Source organism: Caulobacter sp. GW821-FHT12F03 (genome assembly GCF_058806855.1).
This window is the reverse complement of record NZ_JBXAQC010000008.1, coordinates 167267-183795: the sequence shown is the minus strand read 5'-3', so window position 1 is coordinate 183795 and position 16529 is coordinate 167267. Positions and strand designations below refer to the sequence as shown.

The following is a 16529-nucleotide window of genomic DNA, read 5'->3' as shown; positions in this document are numbered from 1 at the left end:
CGGCGGCGGCGGCGGCGGCGGCGGCGGCGGCGGGGGCGGAGGCGGCGGCGGGGCCGCTTCTTCCTGGAAGCTGTAGCGGACGCCGAAGGTGACCGACTGGTCGTTGTAGCTGCCGGTCAGCGGGCCGGCGGTGCCGGCGTTGCTGAACTCGAAGTCGTCGGTCTGGAAGTAGCGATAGGTCAGGTCGACGTTCATGCGATCGCTCGCCTTGGCCGTCAGACCGGCGATGCCCTGCCAGGCCCAGACGCCGTCGGCTTCGTCGACGTTGATGAAGGGCGCGGAGAGCGCCGTCACCGTGCCGCGCGCATAGCCGGCGCCGACACCCACGAACGGGTGCAGGTTGCCCTGCGGGTAGATGTCATAAATGACATTGCCCATCAGGGAGAGCACTTCGGCTTGACCGTCAGCGTCGAGCGGCGGCGACTTCAGGTCGCCGGGGCGCCAGCCGCCTTCGAGTTCAACGCGCCAGTTCGGCGACAGGCGGTAGCCCAGACGGGCGAAACCGGTCCAGCTGTCGTCCGGATCGACGGCGAAAGTACCCAGGCCGGTCTCGGCCTTGATCGTGTCAGACCAGTGGTAGCCAACATCGACAGCGCCGTACCAGCCGCTGTCTTGAGCCGCCGCACCCGTCGCTGCGAGCGTCGTGACGGCCAGAGCCGCACCCGCCAGAAGCTTGAATTTCATAATGAGAGCCCTCTCCTGCCCGCGATGCGACCAAAGGCCGCTCGAAAGTTTGTTATATCAACCATGCGCCCACCGCCAAGTGTCGGCGAAGCCACACTACCGCCTATTTCGACTGAGGAAACGATGAACGGCGAGTTTCTCAGTCAAGGGTTGTGCGGTAGCGCGCCATCGCGAACAGAACGACGACGAGAACGAACCCCGCAAGAGCGGCCAGGCTCGGCCAAAGTTCCACGAAGCCCAGCCCCTTGAGCAGCGCGCCCCGCACGACCCGCAGGAAGTGGGTCACCGGAATGCCGTTTCCGATGGTCTGGGCCCAGACCGGCATGCCCCGGAACGGGAACATGAAGCCCGACAGCAGCAGCGACGGGAAAATATAGAACACCGACATCTGCATCGCCTGCAGCTGGTTGCGGGCCACCGTCGAGATCAGGAAGCCCAGCGCCAGACTGCCGATGATGAACAGCAGGATGCCGATGACCAGCGCGCCCCAGCCGCCGGCGAACGGCACGTCGAACAGCACCCGCGCCAGCGTCAGGATCACCACCGTCTGCACCAGGCCGACCAGGACATACGGCGCCAGCTTGCCGATCATCACCTCGATCGGCTTCACCGGCGTGGCCAGCAGGGTCTCCATCGTGCCCCGCTCGTATTCCCGCGTGACGCCCAGCGCCGTCATCATCACCAGGGTCATCGACAGGATCACCCCCAGCAGGCCCGGGACGATGTTGTAGGCGGCGATGGCCTCGGGATTGTAGCGGCGGTGGACGATCACCTCGAACGGCGGACTTCCGCCCGCGCGGCCGGCGACCGCCCCGGTCAGGTCGTGGACCAGCGCCTGCTGCGGCAGGGCCGACAGCGCCGCGATGGCGGTGCCCGTGGCTGACGGATCGGAGGCGTCGGCCTCGACGAGAATCTGCGCCTGGTCGCCGCGCACCACGCGCCGGGTGAAGTCCGCTGGAATGGTGATGGCGAACTGCACCCGGCCCCGCGCGATGGCCTCGTCCAGCTCGGCCGGCGTGCGGGCTGTCTCGGTGATGTCGAAGTAGTCGCTGCGCGCCAGCGCCCCCAGGGTCGAGCGCGCGAACGCGCCCTGGTCCTGCACCAGCACGGCGGTCGGCAGGTGATGCGGGTCATTGTTGATGGCGTAGCCGAACAGCAGCAGCTGCACGATCGGCATGGCCAGGATCAGCGCATAGGTCAGCCGGTCGCGCGTGAGCTGGGTGAACTCCTTGACCAGCACGGCGAAGATGCGGGTGGCGTTCATTCGAAATTGTCCGTCGACTGGCCCATCAGGTGGATGAACACATCCTCCAGCGTCGGCGACACCTCGCTCCAGCGGAACGGCGCGCGCCGCCACGGGGCGATGGCCGCCTCGAGCGCCGCGCGGTCCACCCCGCTGACGTGCAGCGCCGCGCCGAAGGGAGCGGCCATGACCACGCCGGGTCGGCCGGCCAGCTCGCGCGCCAGCCGGTCCGCCCCCGGGCCCTCGGCGCGGAAGGTGACCAGCCCGGAGCCTTCGATGACCTCGGCCCCGGTCCCCCGCGCCATCAGCCGGCCGTAGGCGATGTAGGCGATGTCGTGGCAGCGCTCGGCCTCGTCCATGTAGTGGGTGGAGACCAGCACGGTCAGGCCCTCCGCCGACAGGGCGTGGATCTCGTCCCAGAACTCGCGCCGCGCCTTCGGATCGACCCCGGCGGTCGGCTCGTCGAGCAGCAGCAGGCGCGGCTCGTGCAGGATGGCCGAGGCGAGCGCCAAGCGCTGCTTCCAGCCGCCGGACAGGCTGCCGGCCAGTTGCCGGCGGCGGTTTTCCAGCCCCAGCCGCCGCAGCGCCTCGTCGACGCGCCGCCGGCGGTTGTCCAGGCCGTAGACCCGCGCGACGAAGGTCAGGTTTTCCTCGATCGACAGATCCTCATAGAGCGAGAACTTCTGCGTCATGTAGCCGGTCTGACGCTTGATCCGCTCGGCCTCGCGGCGAAAATCCAGCCCCAGGACCTCGCCCTCGCCGGTGTCCGGCGTCAGCAGGCCACAGAGCATGCGCAGGGTGGTGGTCTTGCCCGAGCCGTTGGGTCCGAGAAAGCCGGTGATCCTGCCCGCCCCTACCTGGATCGACAGGTCCTGGACGACATGCTTGTCGCCGAAGCTCTTGTTGAGCCCCCGGACGTCGACCGCCAGGGTCACGGCGCGTCCCCGAGCGGCGTGACGTCGACGGGCTGGCCGGGCGCCAGGGCGCGCGGCGCGTTCGGCCGCGCCTCGACGAGGAACACCAGCCGGTCACGGCTGTCGCGGCTGTAGATGATCGGCGGCGTGAACTCGGGCCGGGGGCTGACGTAGTCGATGGTCGCAGACAGGCCGCCGGCGCAGCCGTCGCAGCGGAATGCGATCCGCCGGCCGATGGCGTAGCGCGACAGGTCCTTCTGCGGGACGAAGAAGCGCACTTTCACCCGGTCATCGGGGATCAGCGAGACCACCGGCTGGTTGGCCGCGGCCCACTCCCCGGCCTGGAAGAACACCTGCTCGACCCGGGCGTCGGCCGGGGCGCGCGGGCCGGTGCGGTCCAGCTGCGCCTGGGCGGCGGCCAGGGCGTCGCGCGCCTGCTGAACCTGGGCTTCGGCGGCGCGCACGGCGTCGGGCCGGGCGCCGAGAGTCTGGGCCGCGCGCTGGCTGGTCACGGCGTTGAGACTGGCCACCGCCGAGTCGCGGGCGGCGCGCACGGTGTCCAGCCGGGCGGGGGCGTAGATGCCCTGCTTCACCAACGGGGCGATGCGGTTGTACTCGGCCTGGGCCTGGCGGACGGCGGCCTCCGCGGCGGCGCGCTGGGCGTCGGTCACGGCCAGTTCCTGCGGCCGCTGGCCCTTGCGGGCGTCGTCGAGCCGGGCCTGCGCTTCCGCCAGGGCGGCGGCGGCCTGGTCGCGCTGGGCGACCAGCGGCGCGGCGTCGAGCGCGAACAACGGCTGGCCGGCCGCGACCCGCTGGCCGCGCACCACCGACACGGCCGACACCGCGCCGGACGTCGACGACGACAGGTACAGCGCCTCGCCCTCGATGTAGCCGGACAGGGCGCGATCGGCGGCCGGCGCGCGGCCGAAGATCCACCAGGCGCCCGCCCCGGCCAGCAGGACCACCGCCGCCACGGCGATTCGGACTCTCGGGTTCATCGACGTCCCCCCTCGACCAGAAGACCGCCCAGGACGGTCTCGATGTGTTGCTGCGCCAGGGCCCTCAGGTCGATGGGCCGGGCGCCGGCCGGCTCGAGCACCTCTCGCCAGAGCAGACCCATCAGCAGGGGCCCGATCATGGAAAGGGCATGATAGCGCGGCTCGCCGGGCCGGAGCTCGCCCTTCGCCTGGGCCCGTTCGATCAGGCCGGTCAGCACGCCGAGCATCCGCGCGACGACCTCGTCGTGCCAGACCCGCGCCAGCTCCGGGAAGTTGCGCGACTCGGCGATGACCATCTTCGCCACCGGCCCGACGGGCGAGGCGATCATCAGATCGGCGGCCCGGCCCAGCAGCATCCGCGCGACCTGGGCGAACGGCAGGTCGACGCCCGAGGCCAGCGCCTCGACCGCGGCGAGGTTCGGGCTGACCGCGTCGCGCACCACGGCGGCGAACAGGTCCTGCTTGGTCTCGAAGTAGAGGTAGAGCGCGCCCTTGCTGACCCCCGCCCGGGCGGCGATGTCATCGAGCCGCGCGGCGGCGAAGCCCTTCTCGGCGAACACGGCCAGCGCCGCGGCGACGATCTCGCCGGGGCGGGCCTCCTTGCGACGCCGCCACCTGGGTTCACCGACGGGGAGCATGCGCACCTTCATTGATAACTGACTGGTCAGTTATCAATTTGAAAGCCACCGGAGTCAAGCCTCGCCCTCCGCGTGAAACGGCGAGGGACCGTCGGGCGAATGCGGCTATGCTCTGATCAACGACCTGCCGACGAGACATCCATGACCCTGCAACACCCCCTCCTGCGCCGGTTCGGCATGATCTGGGCCGCGGCCGCCGTGTTCCAGATTCCTGTGGTCATGCTGATGGCGCCCACCGGCGGGCTGCTGACCGATGTGCTCAGGGCGATCATATTCGGCTTCGTCCTCGCCCTTCTGGGCGGGGTCGTGCTGCTGCTCGGCCGCAAGCGCGAGGACGGGGCCCTGATCCCGGCCCTGGTCCTGGTCGCGCTGGTGTCGTTCGCCCTGGCCTATCCGGCGATGAAGGGCGGCGCGCTCAACGGCCGCTTCAAGGCTTCGCCCCGTCCCGCAGCCGACGCCGCCCACCGAGCGCCTCCGGCCGGTTGAGCTCCTTGCGGAACTCGTCGCGGCGTTCGTGGATCGAGGCGATGACCAGACCCATGGGAATGCCGATGTCGACCAGCGCCGCCTCGGACAGCTGCAGCGAGGCCTCGATCGTCTCCGGCACGGCGTCGGTCGCCCCCAGTTCGTAGAGCCGCTTGGCGTGGCGCGCGTCGCGGGCCCGGGCGACGATGGTCAGGTCTGGCCGCAGTTCGCGCGCCGTGGCCACGACCACCTCGTTGCCCTCGGGATTGTCCATCGTCACGACCAGGGCGCGGGCCGTGTCCAGCCCGCAGCGGCGCAGGAATTCGGCCCGCGAGGCGTCGCCGTAGAAAATGTCGGCGCCCGCCCGGCGGCCGGCCTCGACCAGTTTCGGATCGCGCTCGGCAGCGACCCAGGGGATGTCGTGCCGGCCGAGCATGTCGCCGACCAGCCGTCCGACCCGGCCGTAGCCGACCACGAGGACGGCCGGCGCGTCGGTCGCGGCGGCGGCGGGATCGACCGCCAGGCTGACCGCCGGATTGGCTCCCGGCCGTCCGCCCAGCTTCGCGCCGAGCACAGCCAGCACCGGAATGCAGAACATCGTCAGGGTCGAGGCGACCAGCACGGTGCGGCCGACCTCGCGATCGACGATGCCGCTGTTCATCGCCGTATCGAGAATGACGAAGGCGAACTCGCCGCCGGCCGCCAGCAGCATGCCGGCCTCCAGCGCCTTGCGCGGCTTGAGGCCGAACATCACCCCCAGGACGAACACCACGCTGCCGATCAGCAAAAGGGCGCCGACGGCGATGCCGACGATCAGCACGGGCCGGGCGACCAGCAGCGACAGGTCGAGTCCGATGCCGATCGACAGGAAGAACAGCCCCAGCAGGAGGCCCTTGAACGGCTCGATGGTCACCTCGACCTCGTGCCGGTATTCGGTTTCGGCCAGCAGCAGCCCGGCGATGAACGCGCCCAGCGCCATCGACAGGCCGGTCAGCGCCGCCACCAGCCCCGCGCCGATGACGATCAGCAGCGAGGCGGCCATGAACAGCTCCTCGCTCTTGGCCCGCGCGACCGACTTCATCATCGGCCGTAGCAGCAGCCGGCCGAACACCACCAGCGCCACGATGCCGATCGCGGCGGGGGCGAAGGTCAGCAGCATCTTCGGTGAAAAGATCTCGCCGCCGCCCTGGCTGCCGATGATCGTCAGTGTAATGAGGATCGGCGCCACGGCCAGATCCTGGAACAGCAGCACGGCGAAGGTCGCGCGGCCGGCCTGGCTGTGCTGCCGCTTGCTCTCGGCCAGCAGCGGCATGACCATCGCGGTCGAGGACAGGGCCAGCGCCGCGCCGATGGCGGCGGCGGCCTGCAGCGGCTGGCCCAGCATCATGGCCACGGTGGCGATGGCCGCCGAACAGACGGCCACCTGCAGCGCGCCCATGCCGAACACGAACCGGCGCATCAGGCGCAGCCGTTCCCAGCTCAGCTCCAGCCCGATCATGAACAGCAGGAAGACGACGCCGAACTCGGCCAGCTGGGCGACGTCCTGCGGCTTCTCGATAGTGACGGCGGCCAGCCAGGGAATGGTGTCGGCCAGGGCGCCCAGGCCGTACGGCCCCAGCACCACGCCCGCGCCGAGGAACCCGAGGATCGGGCTTATGCGCCAGCGGCGGAACAGCGGCACGACCACGCCCGCCGTCGCCAGAAACAGCACAACATCCTTGTACTCGCCGGGAGAGACCTCCGCCGCCATGCCGCCTCCAGATTGCCGATGGCCCCATATGGGGGCCTGCGGACCGCTTGCGAAACCCCGCGCGGGGGCGTAGTGCCCAGCCATGCGCAGCAGCAGCCCTGTCCGGCCGCCGTCGCGTCGCGGCGTCCTGCCCGCGGCGCTGGCCCTGCTCGCGCTCTGCGTCCAGTTGCTGATTCCGGCCGCTTCCCTTGCCACGGAAGCGAAAAGCGACGTGCGCACGGTCGTGCTCTGCACGGTCGACGGGGCCAAGACCGTCACGGTCCCGGGCGGCGACACGCAGCATCACGGCTTCGGCGGGCTGAAGTGTCACGACTGCGTCATGACCTCGATCGCGGCCGTCTCGCCGGGCGACCCGCCCGCCCTGCCGATCCGGTACGCGACCGAATCGCGCCTCGCCCCGATCGACCGCGCCACCCGCCTGCCCGGCGCCCGCGCGCCGCCCCGGCCGCCCTCCACCGGACCGCCCGCCTTCCAGATCGCCTGACCCTTCGCCGGGCGCGCCGACGCGCGCCCTGTCAGACCTTTCTGGAATTCACTCACATGACCACGTCCCAAGGCGCGCGCCTGCGCGCCCTCCTGCTCGGCGCGAGCTGTCTCGTCGCCCCCGCCTTCGCCCATGCCGCCGATGAACCGGTCACGGTCGACAGCGTCATCGTCACCGCCAATCCCGACCCGGAAGATCCCGCCGTCGTCGCCGACGCCCGCAGGCGCCTGTCGCGCACGCCCGGCGCGGTCTCGGTGATCTCGGCCGAGTCCTTCACGCACCGCGAATCGCTGGCCCTGGACGACATGCTGCGCGACGCCCCCGGCGTCTACGCCCAGCGCAAGTGGGGCGGCGATGTGCGCCTCTCGATCCGCGGCTCGGGCATCGGCAACGCCAACCACAACCGCGGCCTGCTGCTGGCCCAGGACGGCGTGCCGCTGAACGAGGCCGACGGCTACGGCGACAGTCAGATCGCCGATCCGCTGACCACGCGGTTCGTCGAGGTCTATCGCGGCGGCAACGCCCTGCGCTTCGGCGGCTCGCTGCTCGGCGGCGCGATCAACATGGTCACCCCGACGGGCGCCACCGCCGGTTTCGAGCAGCAGGTCCGCGTCGACGGCGGCTCCTTCGGCCTGCTGCGCGAGAACCTCGCCCTCGCCCGCCAGTCCGGCGACTGGGACCTCTATGTCGCCGGCACCAACCAGACCGGCCAGGGCTGGCGCGCGCAGAGCCAGCAGAACATCCAGTTCGGCTCGCTCAACCTCGGCCGGTCGTTCGGCGAGGACCGCGAGGTCCGGCTGATCGTCAACGGCTCGAACATCAACCAGGAGATCCCCGGCGCCCTGACCTGGAACCAGTTCCAGGCCAACCCGCGCCAGGACGCCCCGGCCAACTACGCCAACGACCAGGGTCGCAACCAGCGTGGCCTGCGCGTCTCCCTGCGCACCACCTGGCGGCTCGGCGACAGCACGGTGTTCGAGGGCGCGGTCTACGGCCTGTGGAAGGACCTCGACCACCCGATTTTCCAGGTCATCGACCAGCAGAGCCGCAACTGGGGCGCCTTCGGCCGGCTCGACTGGCAGGGCGAGATCGGCGGGATGAAGGCCGACGCCTACGGCGGCCTGTGGCTGCGCACCGGCGACCTGGATTCCAACTTCTACGTCAATGTGAAGGGCCATCGCGGCGCGCCGCGCTCGCGCACGCTGCAGAACGCCGACGCGGCGGACCTGTTCGCCGAGGGCCGGCTGTTCGTCACCGACCACCTCGCCCTCGTCGGCGGCGGGACCTGGGGCCGGGCCGGCCGTGACTACCAGAGCTTCGCCCTGCCGGGCGTGGCCGGGACCTTCAATCTGAAAGCCGCGAAGGATTATGACTGGTTCGCCCCGCGCATCGGCCTGCTGTGGCAAGCCGACGACGGCGCCCAGCTGTTCGCCAACCTGACCAAATCGGTCGAGCCGCCGAACTTCGGCTCCATGTCCCCGACGGGAACCGGGTTCGCCCCGGTTCAGGCCCAGGAGGCCTGGACCGCCGAGGCCGGGGCGCGCGGCCGGCGCGGCCCGTTCACCTGGGACGTCACGGTCTATCGCGCCGTGCTCGACAAGGAGATGCTGCAGTACACGGTCGCGCCCGGCATCCCCGCCTCGACCTTCAACGCCGACCGCACGATCCACCAGGGTCTCGAGGCGGCGCTGGACTGGCGGTTCGCACCGCAGTGGCGGCTGCGCCAGACCTGGACCTGGTCGGACTTCCGCTTCGACGGCGATGTTCAGTACGGGAACAACCGCCTGCCGATCGTACCCGAGCACTTCTATCGGGCGGAGCTGCGCTATGAGGCGGCCGCCGGCTGGTTCATCGCCCCGTCGGTGGAATGGTCGGCGTCGGACATCGCGGTCGACTACAGCAACACGACCACGGCGCCGAGCTACGCCATCCTGAACCTGAACGCCGGATGGAAGGTCCGCGACGGACTCTCGCTCTTCGTCGACGCCCGCAACCTGACCGAAGAGGCCTATGTCTCCAACGTCCAGGCCGCGATCGTCGCGAGTTCCGCCACGGCTGCCTACTGGCCCGGCGACGGCCGGTCCGTCTATGCCGGCCTGACGGTCTCGTTCTAACCCTGAGGGCGGCGGCGCGACCCGCCGCCGCCCGTCCGGAGACACGCCATGTCGCTCGATGACACCCCGCCCGGGGCGAGCCGCCTCTACCGCGCCATCTGGCGCTGGCACTTCTACGCTGGCCTGATCTGCCTGCCGTTCTTCATCCTGCTGGCGACCACCGGCGCGCTCTATCTGTTCCGGGACGAACTCGCTCCGGTGCTCGAACACCGGCGTCTGGTCGTCGAACAGACGACCGCCCCTTCGCTCGCGCCCGAGGCCCTGATCGCCCGCGCCCGGGCCGTGCAGGCCGGAACGCCTGTGCGCTTCACCCCGCCCCCCGCGCCAGACCGCTCGGCCGAGGTCGGCATCCGCGACGGCAGGGGCGACGTCATCTCGGTCTTCCTCGTCCCCTCGACGGGCCAGGTGCTCGACCGGATCGCCGACGAGCAGCGACCGATGAAGCTGATCAGCCACATCCACAGCCTGGAGATTCTCGGCAAGGCGCCCAACCTGATCATCGAGGTGGTGGCCGGCTGGGCCATTCTGCTGGTCGCCTCGGGGATTTTCCTGTGGTGGCCCCGCGGCCGGGAGCAGGGCGTGGTCACGCTGCGCGCCACCCCGGCGAAGCGCGTCTGGTGGCGCGACCTGCACGCGGTCACGGGCGCCTTCGCCTGCGTGATCCTGCTGTTCCTGGCGGTCACCGGCATGCCCTGGTCCGGCTACTGGGGCGAGAATTTCCGTCGGCTGGTCAATGAGTCCGGCCTCGGCATGCCCGCCCAGGCCAGGGCCACCGCCGTCGCTTCGGACGCCGCCCTGGCGGCGACGAAAGCCGGATCCTGGACGATGGATCCGTCGACGACCCCGGCGGTCGCGCCGTCCCCGTTGCAACCCATCCCGATCGCCGCCGTCCTGGCGATCGCCGGCCAGCGCCATGTGGCGCCCGGCTATGTCGTGCGGCTGCCGACCTCGGCGGGCGGCGTCTACACCATCCAGAGCTATCCCCGGCAGGCCACGGGCCAGCGCGTCATCCACCTCGACCAGTACAGCGGCCGGGTCATCGCCGACCTCGGCTTCCGCGACTACGGCCCGGTGTCGAAGGCCGTCGAATGGGGCATCGCGGTCCATACCGGCGGCCAGTTCGGCCTGATCAACCAGCTGGTCATGCTGGCCGGATGCCTGGCCATCATCATCCTCAGCGTCTCGGCGGCGGTGATGTGGTGGCGGCGGCGGCCGAAGGGCCGGCTGGCCGCGCCGCCGGCCCAGCCCGGCGAACTGAGCGCCTTCGCCCTGTTCGCCCTGGCGATCGGCCTGATCTTCCCGCTGCTCGGCCTGTCGATTCTGCTGGCTTTCGCCCTCGACAGGCTTGCGCCCCGGGTCCTGAAACTGAAACACGCCCTCTAGTTCGAAAGGCAACCCGGCCCATGCGCCTTGCACCCCTCCTCGCCGTTCTGCTCCTCGCCGCCTGCTCACCCGGCAAGCCGCCGTCCTACAGCAGCGCCGGCATCGCCGTCGCCGAGCCCTTCAGCCGCCCTGCCCCGGCCGGCGGCACGGGGGCCGGCTTCTTCTCCGTGACCAACAACAACACCGGCCCGGACGTCCTGGTCGCCGTGGAATCGCCCATCGCCGGCAAGGTCCAGATGCATGAGACCTCGACCGCCGGCGGGATGATGCGGATGGAGGAGCTGAAGGACGGCGTGCCGTTCAAGGCCGGCCAGACCGTCGTCTTCAAGCCCGGCGGCAAGCACGTGATGTTCATCGGCCTGACCCGGCCGCTGAAGGCGGGCGACCGCGTTCCCGCCACCCTGGTGTTCCGCAATGCCGGCCGCGCGCCGATCGAACTGGTCGTGCGCGGCGGCATGCCCGGTATGGCCGGTATGGCCGGCCACGATCACTAGATTTCCCGTCCAGGAGCCCTCGCATGAAACCCTTCGTCTTCGCCGCCGCCCTGACCCTGATCGCCGCGCCGGTGCTCGCCGCTTCGGCCCCGCAGGTCAGCCAGGCCTGGTCCCGCCCCGCGCCCCAGGGCGGCAACGGCGCCGGCTACGCCGTGATCACCAGCGCCGGCCCCGCCGACACCCTGGTCGCGGTCAGCAGCCCGGTCGCGAGCCGCGCCGAGATCCATGAGTCGATGATCATGGGCGGCCAGGCGATGATGCATCCGCGCCCGGGCGGTCTGCCGGTTCCCGCCGGCGCGACCGTCGCGCTCAAGCCGGGCGGCTGGCACATCATGCTGATGGGCCTCAAGCAGCCGCTGAAGGCCGGCGACCACTATCCCGCGACCCTGACCTTCAAGAAGGCCGGCAAGGTGACGGTGCAGTTTTCGGTCCAGGCCACGGCGCCCGCGGGCTGAATTTCCCGCCCCTACTGACGCCGGGTCACGCGTTGACAGGGCGTGGGTGACCGCCGCTAACTTGTCCGCGCGGCCCGTCAGAGGCCGATACGGGAGAGTGCGCGCATGTCCGGCTGGAACTTCGCCGACGTCTGGGAAGAGATCGCCGCGGCCGCGCCGGATCGCCCGGCCCAGATTCGCGGGTCGCGGGTCATCAGCTGGGGCGACTTCGACCGTCGCGCCAACGCCGTCGCCGCCCATCTGCTCAAGGCGGGCCTTGGCCGTCAGGCCAAGGTCGCGGCCTATCTCTACAATACCCCGGAGTACCTCGAGACCTACTACGCGGCGTTCAAGGCCAGCCTCGCCCCGGTCAACACCAACTACCGCTACGAGACCGAGGAGCTGCTCTATCTCTTCGACAACGCCGACGCCGAGGCGATCGTCTTCCACGCCGGTTTCGCGCCCAAGCTCGAGGCGATCCGCGATCGCCTGACCAAGGTGAAGTGCTGGATCGCCGTGGCCGACGAGGACGCGCCGATCCCGGCCTGGGCGACGGAGTACGAGAGCATCGCGGCGGCCGGGGCCGACCGCGTCGTCGCCCCGGGCGGCCGCTCCGGCGATGACCTGCTGCTGCTCTACACGGGCGGCACCACCGGCATGCCCAAGGGCGTGATGTGGCGCCAGGACGACCTGTTCCAGGTGCTGGGCGCCGGCGGCAATGTGCTGGCCCTGATCCCGCCGCTGGAGACGCCGCACGAGGCCGGCGTGCGCGCCCGCACCGGCCGCGCGGGCGACCTGCACCTGCCGCCGCCCACGACCATGGTCACGGCCTGCCCGCTGATGCACGGCACCGCCCAGTTCGGCAGCTTCGGCGCCCTGACCGGCGGCGGCTGCATCATCACCCTGCCCTCGCAACGCTTCAGCGCCGAGGAGCTGTTCGACGAGGTCGATCGCCTGCGGGCCAACAGCATCTCCATCGTCGGCCTGGCCTTCGCCGCGCCGATGCTTGAGGCGCTTGAGGCCAACCCCGGCCGGTGGGACCTTTCCTGCATCACCCGCATCGGCTCGTCGGGCACGGTCTGGAGCCATGACAACAAGCAGGCGCTGCTGAAGCACCTGCCGCCCGGCGCCATGCTGATGGACAGCCTGGGCTCGTCGGAGGCCGTGGGTCTCGGCGGCTCGACCTCGGTCGCCGGCGCGGAGGCGACCACGGCCCAGTTCCTCGTCGGCCCCAACGCCGCGGTGTTCAAGGAAGACGGAACCCGCGTCGAGCCGGGCAGCGGCGAGCGCGGCCTGGTGGCCGTCGGCGGCTTCATCCCGACCGGCTACTACAAGGACCCGGAGAAGTCGGCCAAGACCTTCCAGACCTTCGAGGGCCGCCGCTGGTCGGTGCCCGGCGACTTCGCGGAAGTGAACGCGGACGGCACGATCAAGCTGCTCGGCCGGGGCTCGCAGGTGATCAACACCGGCGGCGAAAAGGTCTTCCCCGAGGAGGTCGAGGAGGCGCTCAAGACCCACCCGCTGGTCCGCGACGCGGTGGTCGTCGGCGTGCCCGACGCGCGCTTCGGCGAACGCATCTGCGCGGTGGTCGATGTCGGCGGCAACGTCGCCCCGCCGCTGACCGAACTGGCCGCCCATGTCCGCGGCCGCCTCGCCGACTACAAGGCCCCCCGCGAACTGGTCGTCGCCCGGGTCGAGCGCGCGGCCAACGGCAAGGTCGACTACAAGGCCGTCCGCGCCCAGGCCCTCGCGGCGCTGGGAGTTACGGCGGGGTAGCCGCTCGGGGACATGTACCGAAGGTACGTGTCCCTGCCGCTTTCATCGCTGCAGATGAGGACACGCACTGAAGCGCATGACCGCCCGCTTGACCTTATTTTGATGATTAGCTAAATAGCGATTCATGAACAGGGTTTTCAAAGCGCTGGCCGATCCCACCCGCCGCCGGGTGCTGGAGCTGCTCCGGCAGCGGCCGATGACGGCGGGTGAGCTCAGCGACCAGTTCCCGGTTTCAAAGCCGACCATGTCGGCGCACTTCGCGGTGCTGCGCGAGGCCGATCTCATCGACGCCACCAAGCACGGCGTCACCATCACCTACCGGCTCAAGCTGTCCGTGCTCGAGGACGCCTTGCTGGGCTTTTCCCAGGCTTTCGGCATCGGCGGCGGCGTCCCCGCCCGCCCGACCGCCGACACAGGAGAGACGTCATGATCACCCGTCGACTGACTTTCGCGCTCGCCCTTGCGGCCGCCATCCTCGCCGTCGCCGCCGGCCTTCGTTATGGCCAGACCGCCGGCTGGCTGACGGCCGACACGGCCCGGCGCGCCATGCAGGTGCTGATCGGCCTGGGCCTCGCGGCCTACGCCAATGTCATGCCCAAGCAGCTCGGCCGGCCCTCGACCTCGGCCCGCGTCGCCGCCTCGACCCAGGCGGCGCTGCGGGTCGGCGGCTGGTCGATGACCCTGGCCGGTCTGGCCTACGCCGGGCTGTGGGCCTTCGCGGCCCTGCCGGTCGCCGACACCGCCTCGATGGTCGTGGTGATCGCCGCCATGGCGCTCACCCTGGGCTATGCGGCCCGCGCCTGGGCGACCTGCCGCACGCCCCGCCCCGGCCAGTAGTCGCGCGGTGTGACGGCGGGCTCCCGCGCCCTACATGACTCTTTTGTAAGAAGCGCCGGGCCCGGCGATGTGCATGGTCCCGGACAATCAGTTCACCCGGGAAACACCCCACATGAAACGCGTCCTGCTTTCCGCCGCCGCCGCGCTGGCCCTGACCACCGCCGCCGGCGCCTCCGTCGCCTGGGCCCGCGCCGTTCCGGCCCCGATCACCGCCGCCGACATCGCCAAGGCGCCCCGCATGGGCCCCTGGGGCTTCGACACCACCGGCATGGACCGGTCGATCAAGCCGGGCGACGACTTCGTCGGCTTCTCCTCAGGGACCTATCTGGCCGGCCTCGACATCCCGGCCGACCGGACCAACTGGAACTCCTTCGCCGTCCTGCGCGAACTGTCCGACGCCCGCATCAAGGCGGTGATCGACCGCTCGGCGGCCACGACCAACGCCGCGGGCGAGGCCCAGCAGATCGGCGGCCTCTACAACAGCTTCATGAACGAGGCGGCGGTCGAGGCGCTCGACGCCAGGCCGCTGGCCGGCGACCTCGCCGCGATCCGCGCGGCGAAGACCCGTGACGCCATCGCCGCGCTGATGGGCGCCTCCAACGGCGGCTTCGGCGGCTCCTTCTTCGCGTCCTACATCAGCCAGGACGCCAAGGACCCCAACACCAACGTCACCTACCTGACCCAGGCCGGCCTCGGCCTGCCCAACCGCGACTACTACCTCGACGCCAAGTTCGCCGAGAAGAAGGCCGCCTACCGCGCCTATGTTGCGCAGATCCTGACCATGGCCGGCTGGACCGACGCGGAAAAGTCGGCCGACGCGATCGTGGCGCTTGAGACCTCGATCGCCCAGGCCCAGTGGCCGATCGCCGACCAGCGTGACGCCGACAAGACCTACAATCCCGAGACGCTGGCGCAGCTGCAGGCCCTGGCCCCCGGCTTCCCCTGGCAGGCCTGGCTGAAGGGCGCGAGCCTGACCAAGGCCGACCGCGTGATCGTCGGCGAGCCGACGGCCTTCACCAAGATCGCCGCCATCTACGCCGCCACGCCGGTTTCGACCCTTCAGGCCTGGCAGGCCTTCCACACGGTCGACCAGGCCGCGCCCTATCTGTCGAAGCGCTTCGTCGACGCAAACTTCCAGTTCCGCGCCAGGACCCTCTCGGGCCAGCCCGAACAGCGCGCCCGCTGGAAGCGCGGCGTGTCGCTGGTCAGCGGCAATCTCGGCGAGGCGGTCGGCAAGCTCTATGTCGAGGCCTACTTCCCGGCCGAGTCCAAGGCCAAGATGGAGAAGCTGGTCGCCGACCTGCGCGTTGCGCTCAAGGCCCGCATCGACAAGCTCGACTGGATGAGCCCGGAAACCAAGGTCCGCGCCCAGGCCAAGCTGGCCGCCTTCACGGTCAAGATCGGCTACCCCAACAAGTGGCGCGACTACAGCGCCCTGACCATCAAGCCGGACGACCTGTACGGCAACGTCCAGCGCGCCAGCGCCTTCGAATGGGCGTTCAACGTCGCCAAGCTCGGCAAGCCGGTCGACCGGGACGAGTGGGGCATGTTCCCGCAGACGGTCAACGCCTACTACAACCCGACCCTCAACGAGATCGTCTTCCCGGCCGCCATCCTGCAGCCGCCGTTCTTCGATCCGGACGCCGACGCGGCGGTCAACTACGCCGGCATCGGCGCGGTCATCGGCCACGAGATCAGCCACGGCTTCGACGATGAGGGCCGCAAGTACGACGGCGACGGCTCGCTGCGCGACTGGTGGCAGCCGGCCGACGCCGCCAAGTTCGAGGTGCAGACCAGGCGCCTCGGCGCCCAGTACTCGGCCTTCGAGCCGGTCGCCGGCTCGCACGTCAACGGCGACCTGACCATGGGCGAGAACATCGGCGACCTGGGCGGCATCCTGATCGCGCTCGACGCCTATCACCTGTCGCTCGGCGGCCAGCCGGCGCCGGTGATCGACGGTCTGACCGGCGACCAGCGCTTCTTCCTCGGCTTCTCGCAGATCTGGCGCAGCAAGTACCGGGACGACGCGATCCGCCAGCAGGTCGTGTCCGACCCGCACTCGCCGGCCCAGTTCCGCGTCATCGGCACCCTGCGCAACGTCGACGCCTGGTACGACGCCTGGGGCGTGAAGCCCGGCGACAAGTGGTACGTGAAGCCGGAAGACCGCGTCCGCATCTGGTAGTCCTGGCGGCGTTCTCTCCCCATTCCGGGGGGAGAACGTTTGCCGTTTGCGCCAGCATGAAGAAACTTTAACGTCCCGGACCGGCCGCCGGGGTGCAATGTCGCCGGCAATTCCAGTTCCGGGGATGTTTCCA

General features: G+C 70.4%; 16 protein-coding genes. 10 read left to right on the top strand and 6 right to left on the bottom strand.

The features are described 5' to 3' along the window. The 5 genes from AC1RN0_RS17225 to AC1RN0_RS17205 all read right to left on the bottom strand — a co-directional run. A partial coding sequence (locus AC1RN0_RS17225) for an outer membrane protein (protein WP_492788694.1) occupies nt 1–684 on the bottom strand: 684 nt, incomplete at its 3' end. A 139-nt stretch (nt 685–823) separates the two neighbouring features. Further along, nucleotides 824–1948, bottom strand: a complete 1125-nt coding sequence (locus tag AC1RN0_RS17220) for an ABC transporter permease (RefSeq protein WP_492788693.1) — start codon at nt 1946–1948, stop codon at nt 824–826. Beyond that, on the bottom strand, nt 1945–2862 hold the full coding sequence (locus AC1RN0_RS17215) for an ABC transporter ATP-binding protein (RefSeq protein ID WP_492788692.1): 918 nt from the start codon (nt 2860–2862) through the stop codon (nt 1945–1947). The genes AC1RN0_RS17220 and AC1RN0_RS17215 overlap by 4 nt, the downstream gene beginning before the upstream one ends. Beyond that, a complete protein-coding gene (locus AC1RN0_RS17210; protein ID WP_492788691.1) occupies nt 2859–3839 on the bottom strand; it encodes an HlyD family secretion protein in 981 nt (326 codons plus the stop codon). The genes AC1RN0_RS17215 and AC1RN0_RS17210 overlap by 4 nt, the downstream gene beginning before the upstream one ends. Continuing rightward, on the bottom strand, nt 3836–4477 hold the full coding sequence (locus tag AC1RN0_RS17205) for a TetR/AcrR family transcriptional regulator (protein ID WP_492788690.1): 642 nt from the start codon (nt 4475–4477) through the stop codon (nt 3836–3838). Before AC1RN0_RS17205 ends, AC1RN0_RS17210 begins: the two co-directional genes overlap by 4 nt. Nucleotides 4478–4618: 141 nt before the next feature. Between AC1RN0_RS17205 and AC1RN0_RS17200 the strand changes: the two genes are divergently transcribed. After that, nucleotides 4619–4963, top strand: a complete 345-nt coding sequence (locus AC1RN0_RS17200) for a hypothetical protein (RefSeq protein ID WP_492788689.1) — start codon at nt 4619–4621, stop codon at nt 4961–4963. On the opposite strand, the gene AC1RN0_RS17195 is transcribed toward AC1RN0_RS17200, so the two are convergent. Next, nucleotides 4905–6692, bottom strand: a complete 1788-nt coding sequence (locus AC1RN0_RS17195; RefSeq protein ID WP_492788688.1) for a cation:proton antiporter domain-containing protein — start codon at nt 6690–6692, stop codon at nt 4905–4907. The two genes, AC1RN0_RS17200 and AC1RN0_RS17195, sit on opposite strands and share 59 nt — an antisense overlap. 82 nt (nt 6693–6774) lie before the next feature. On the opposite strand from AC1RN0_RS17195, the gene AC1RN0_RS17190 reads away from it, so the two are divergent. The 9 genes from AC1RN0_RS17190 (at nt 6775) to AC1RN0_RS17150 (ending at nt 16396) form a co-directional block, all read left to right on the top strand. After that, nucleotides 6775–7176, top strand: a complete 402-nt coding sequence (locus AC1RN0_RS17190; RefSeq protein WP_492788687.1) for a DUF2946 family protein — start codon at nt 6775–6777, stop codon at nt 7174–7176. 56 nt (nt 7177–7232) lie between these two features. Continuing rightward, entirely contained in the window at nt 7233–9290 is a 2058-nt protein-coding gene (locus tag AC1RN0_RS17185) for a TonB-dependent receptor family protein (RefSeq protein ID WP_492788686.1), read from the top strand. Between the two features lie 48 nt (nt 9291–9338). Continuing rightward, entirely contained in the window at nt 9339–10673 is a 1335-nt protein-coding gene (locus AC1RN0_RS17180; protein ID WP_492788685.1) for a PepSY-associated TM helix domain-containing protein, read from the top strand. Nucleotides 10674–10693: 20 nt separating this feature from the next. Next, on the top strand, nt 10694–11167 hold the full coding sequence (locus AC1RN0_RS17175; protein WP_492788684.1) for a copper chaperone PCu(A)C: 474 nt from the start codon (nt 10694–10696) through the stop codon (nt 11165–11167). A gap of 23 nt (nt 11168–11190) precedes the next feature. After that, nucleotides 11191–11622 (top strand): copper chaperone PCu(A)C, encoded by a 432-nt coding sequence (locus AC1RN0_RS17170; protein WP_492788683.1) that lies wholly within the window; start codon nt 11191–11193, stop codon nt 11620–11622. A gap of 105 nt (nt 11623–11727) precedes the next feature. Continuing rightward, a complete protein-coding gene (locus AC1RN0_RS17165) occupies nt 11728–13377 on the top strand; it encodes an acyl-CoA synthetase (RefSeq protein ID WP_492788682.1) in 1650 nt (549 codons plus the stop codon). 124 nt (nt 13378–13501) lie between these two features. Further along, on the top strand, nt 13502–13807 hold the full coding sequence (locus tag AC1RN0_RS17160; RefSeq protein WP_492788681.1) for an autorepressor SdpR family transcription factor: 306 nt from the start codon (nt 13502–13504) through the stop codon (nt 13805–13807). Beyond that, nucleotides 13804–14214 (top strand): hypothetical protein, encoded by a 411-nt coding sequence (locus AC1RN0_RS17155; protein ID WP_492788680.1) that lies wholly within the window; start codon nt 13804–13806, stop codon nt 14212–14214. The genes AC1RN0_RS17160 and AC1RN0_RS17155 overlap by 4 nt, the downstream gene beginning before the upstream one ends. Before the next feature lie 112 nt (nt 14215–14326). Further along, a complete protein-coding gene (locus AC1RN0_RS17150) occupies nt 14327–16396 on the top strand; it encodes a M13 family metallopeptidase (protein ID WP_492788679.1) in 2070 nt (689 codons plus the stop codon). Nucleotides 16397–16529 lie beyond the last annotated feature (133 nt).

Bases quoted from the DNA above. Each gene is read 5' to 3' on its own strand.
- AC1RN0_RS17155 (WP_492788680.1), top strand. From the start codon at position 13,804: ATGATCACCCGTCGACTGACTTTCGCGCTCGCCCTTGCGGCCGCCATC.
- AC1RN0_RS17180 (WP_492788685.1), top strand. From the start codon at position 9,339: ATGTCGCTCGATGACACCCCGCCCGGGGCGAGCCGCCTCTACCGCGCC.
- AC1RN0_RS17190 (WP_492788687.1), top strand. From the start codon at position 6,775: ATGCGCAGCAGCAGCCCTGTCCGGCCGCCGTCGCGTCGCGGCGTCCTG.
- AC1RN0_RS17175 (WP_492788684.1), top strand. From the start codon at position 10,694: ATGCGCCTTGCACCCCTCCTCGCCGTTCTGCTCCTCGCCGCCTGCTCA.
- AC1RN0_RS17170 (WP_492788683.1), top strand. From the start codon at position 11,191: ATGAAACCCTTCGTCTTCGCCGCCGCCCTGACCCTGATCGCCGCGCCG.
- AC1RN0_RS17185 (WP_492788686.1), top strand. From the start codon at position 7,233: ATGACCACGTCCCAAGGCGCGCGCCTGCGCGCCCTCCTGCTCGGCGCG.
- AC1RN0_RS17220 (WP_492788693.1), bottom strand. From the start codon at position 1,948: ATGAACGCCACCCGCATCTTCGCCGTGCTGGTCAAGGAGTTCACCCAG.
- AC1RN0_RS17150 (WP_492788679.1), top strand. From the start codon at position 14,327: ATGAAACGCGTCCTGCTTTCCGCCGCCGCCGCGCTGGCCCTGACCACC.
- AC1RN0_RS17195 (WP_492788688.1), bottom strand. From the start codon at position 6,692: ATGGCGGCGGAGGTCTCTCCCGGCGAGTACAAGGATGTTGTGCTGTTT.
- AC1RN0_RS17200 (WP_492788689.1), top strand. From the start codon at position 4,619: ATGACCCTGCAACACCCCCTCCTGCGCCGGTTCGGCATGATCTGGGCC.
- AC1RN0_RS17160 (WP_492788681.1), top strand. From the start codon at position 13,502: ATGAACAGGGTTTTCAAAGCGCTGGCCGATCCCACCCGCCGCCGGGTG.
- AC1RN0_RS17205 (WP_492788690.1), bottom strand. From the start codon at position 4,477: ATGCTCCCCGTCGGTGAACCCAGGTGGCGGCGTCGCAAGGAGGCCCGC.
- AC1RN0_RS17165 (WP_492788682.1), top strand. From the start codon at position 11,728: ATGTCCGGCTGGAACTTCGCCGACGTCTGGGAAGAGATCGCCGCGGCC.
- AC1RN0_RS17210 (WP_492788691.1), bottom strand. From the start codon at position 3,839: ATGAACCCGAGAGTCCGAATCGCCGTGGCGGCGGTGGTCCTGCTGGCC.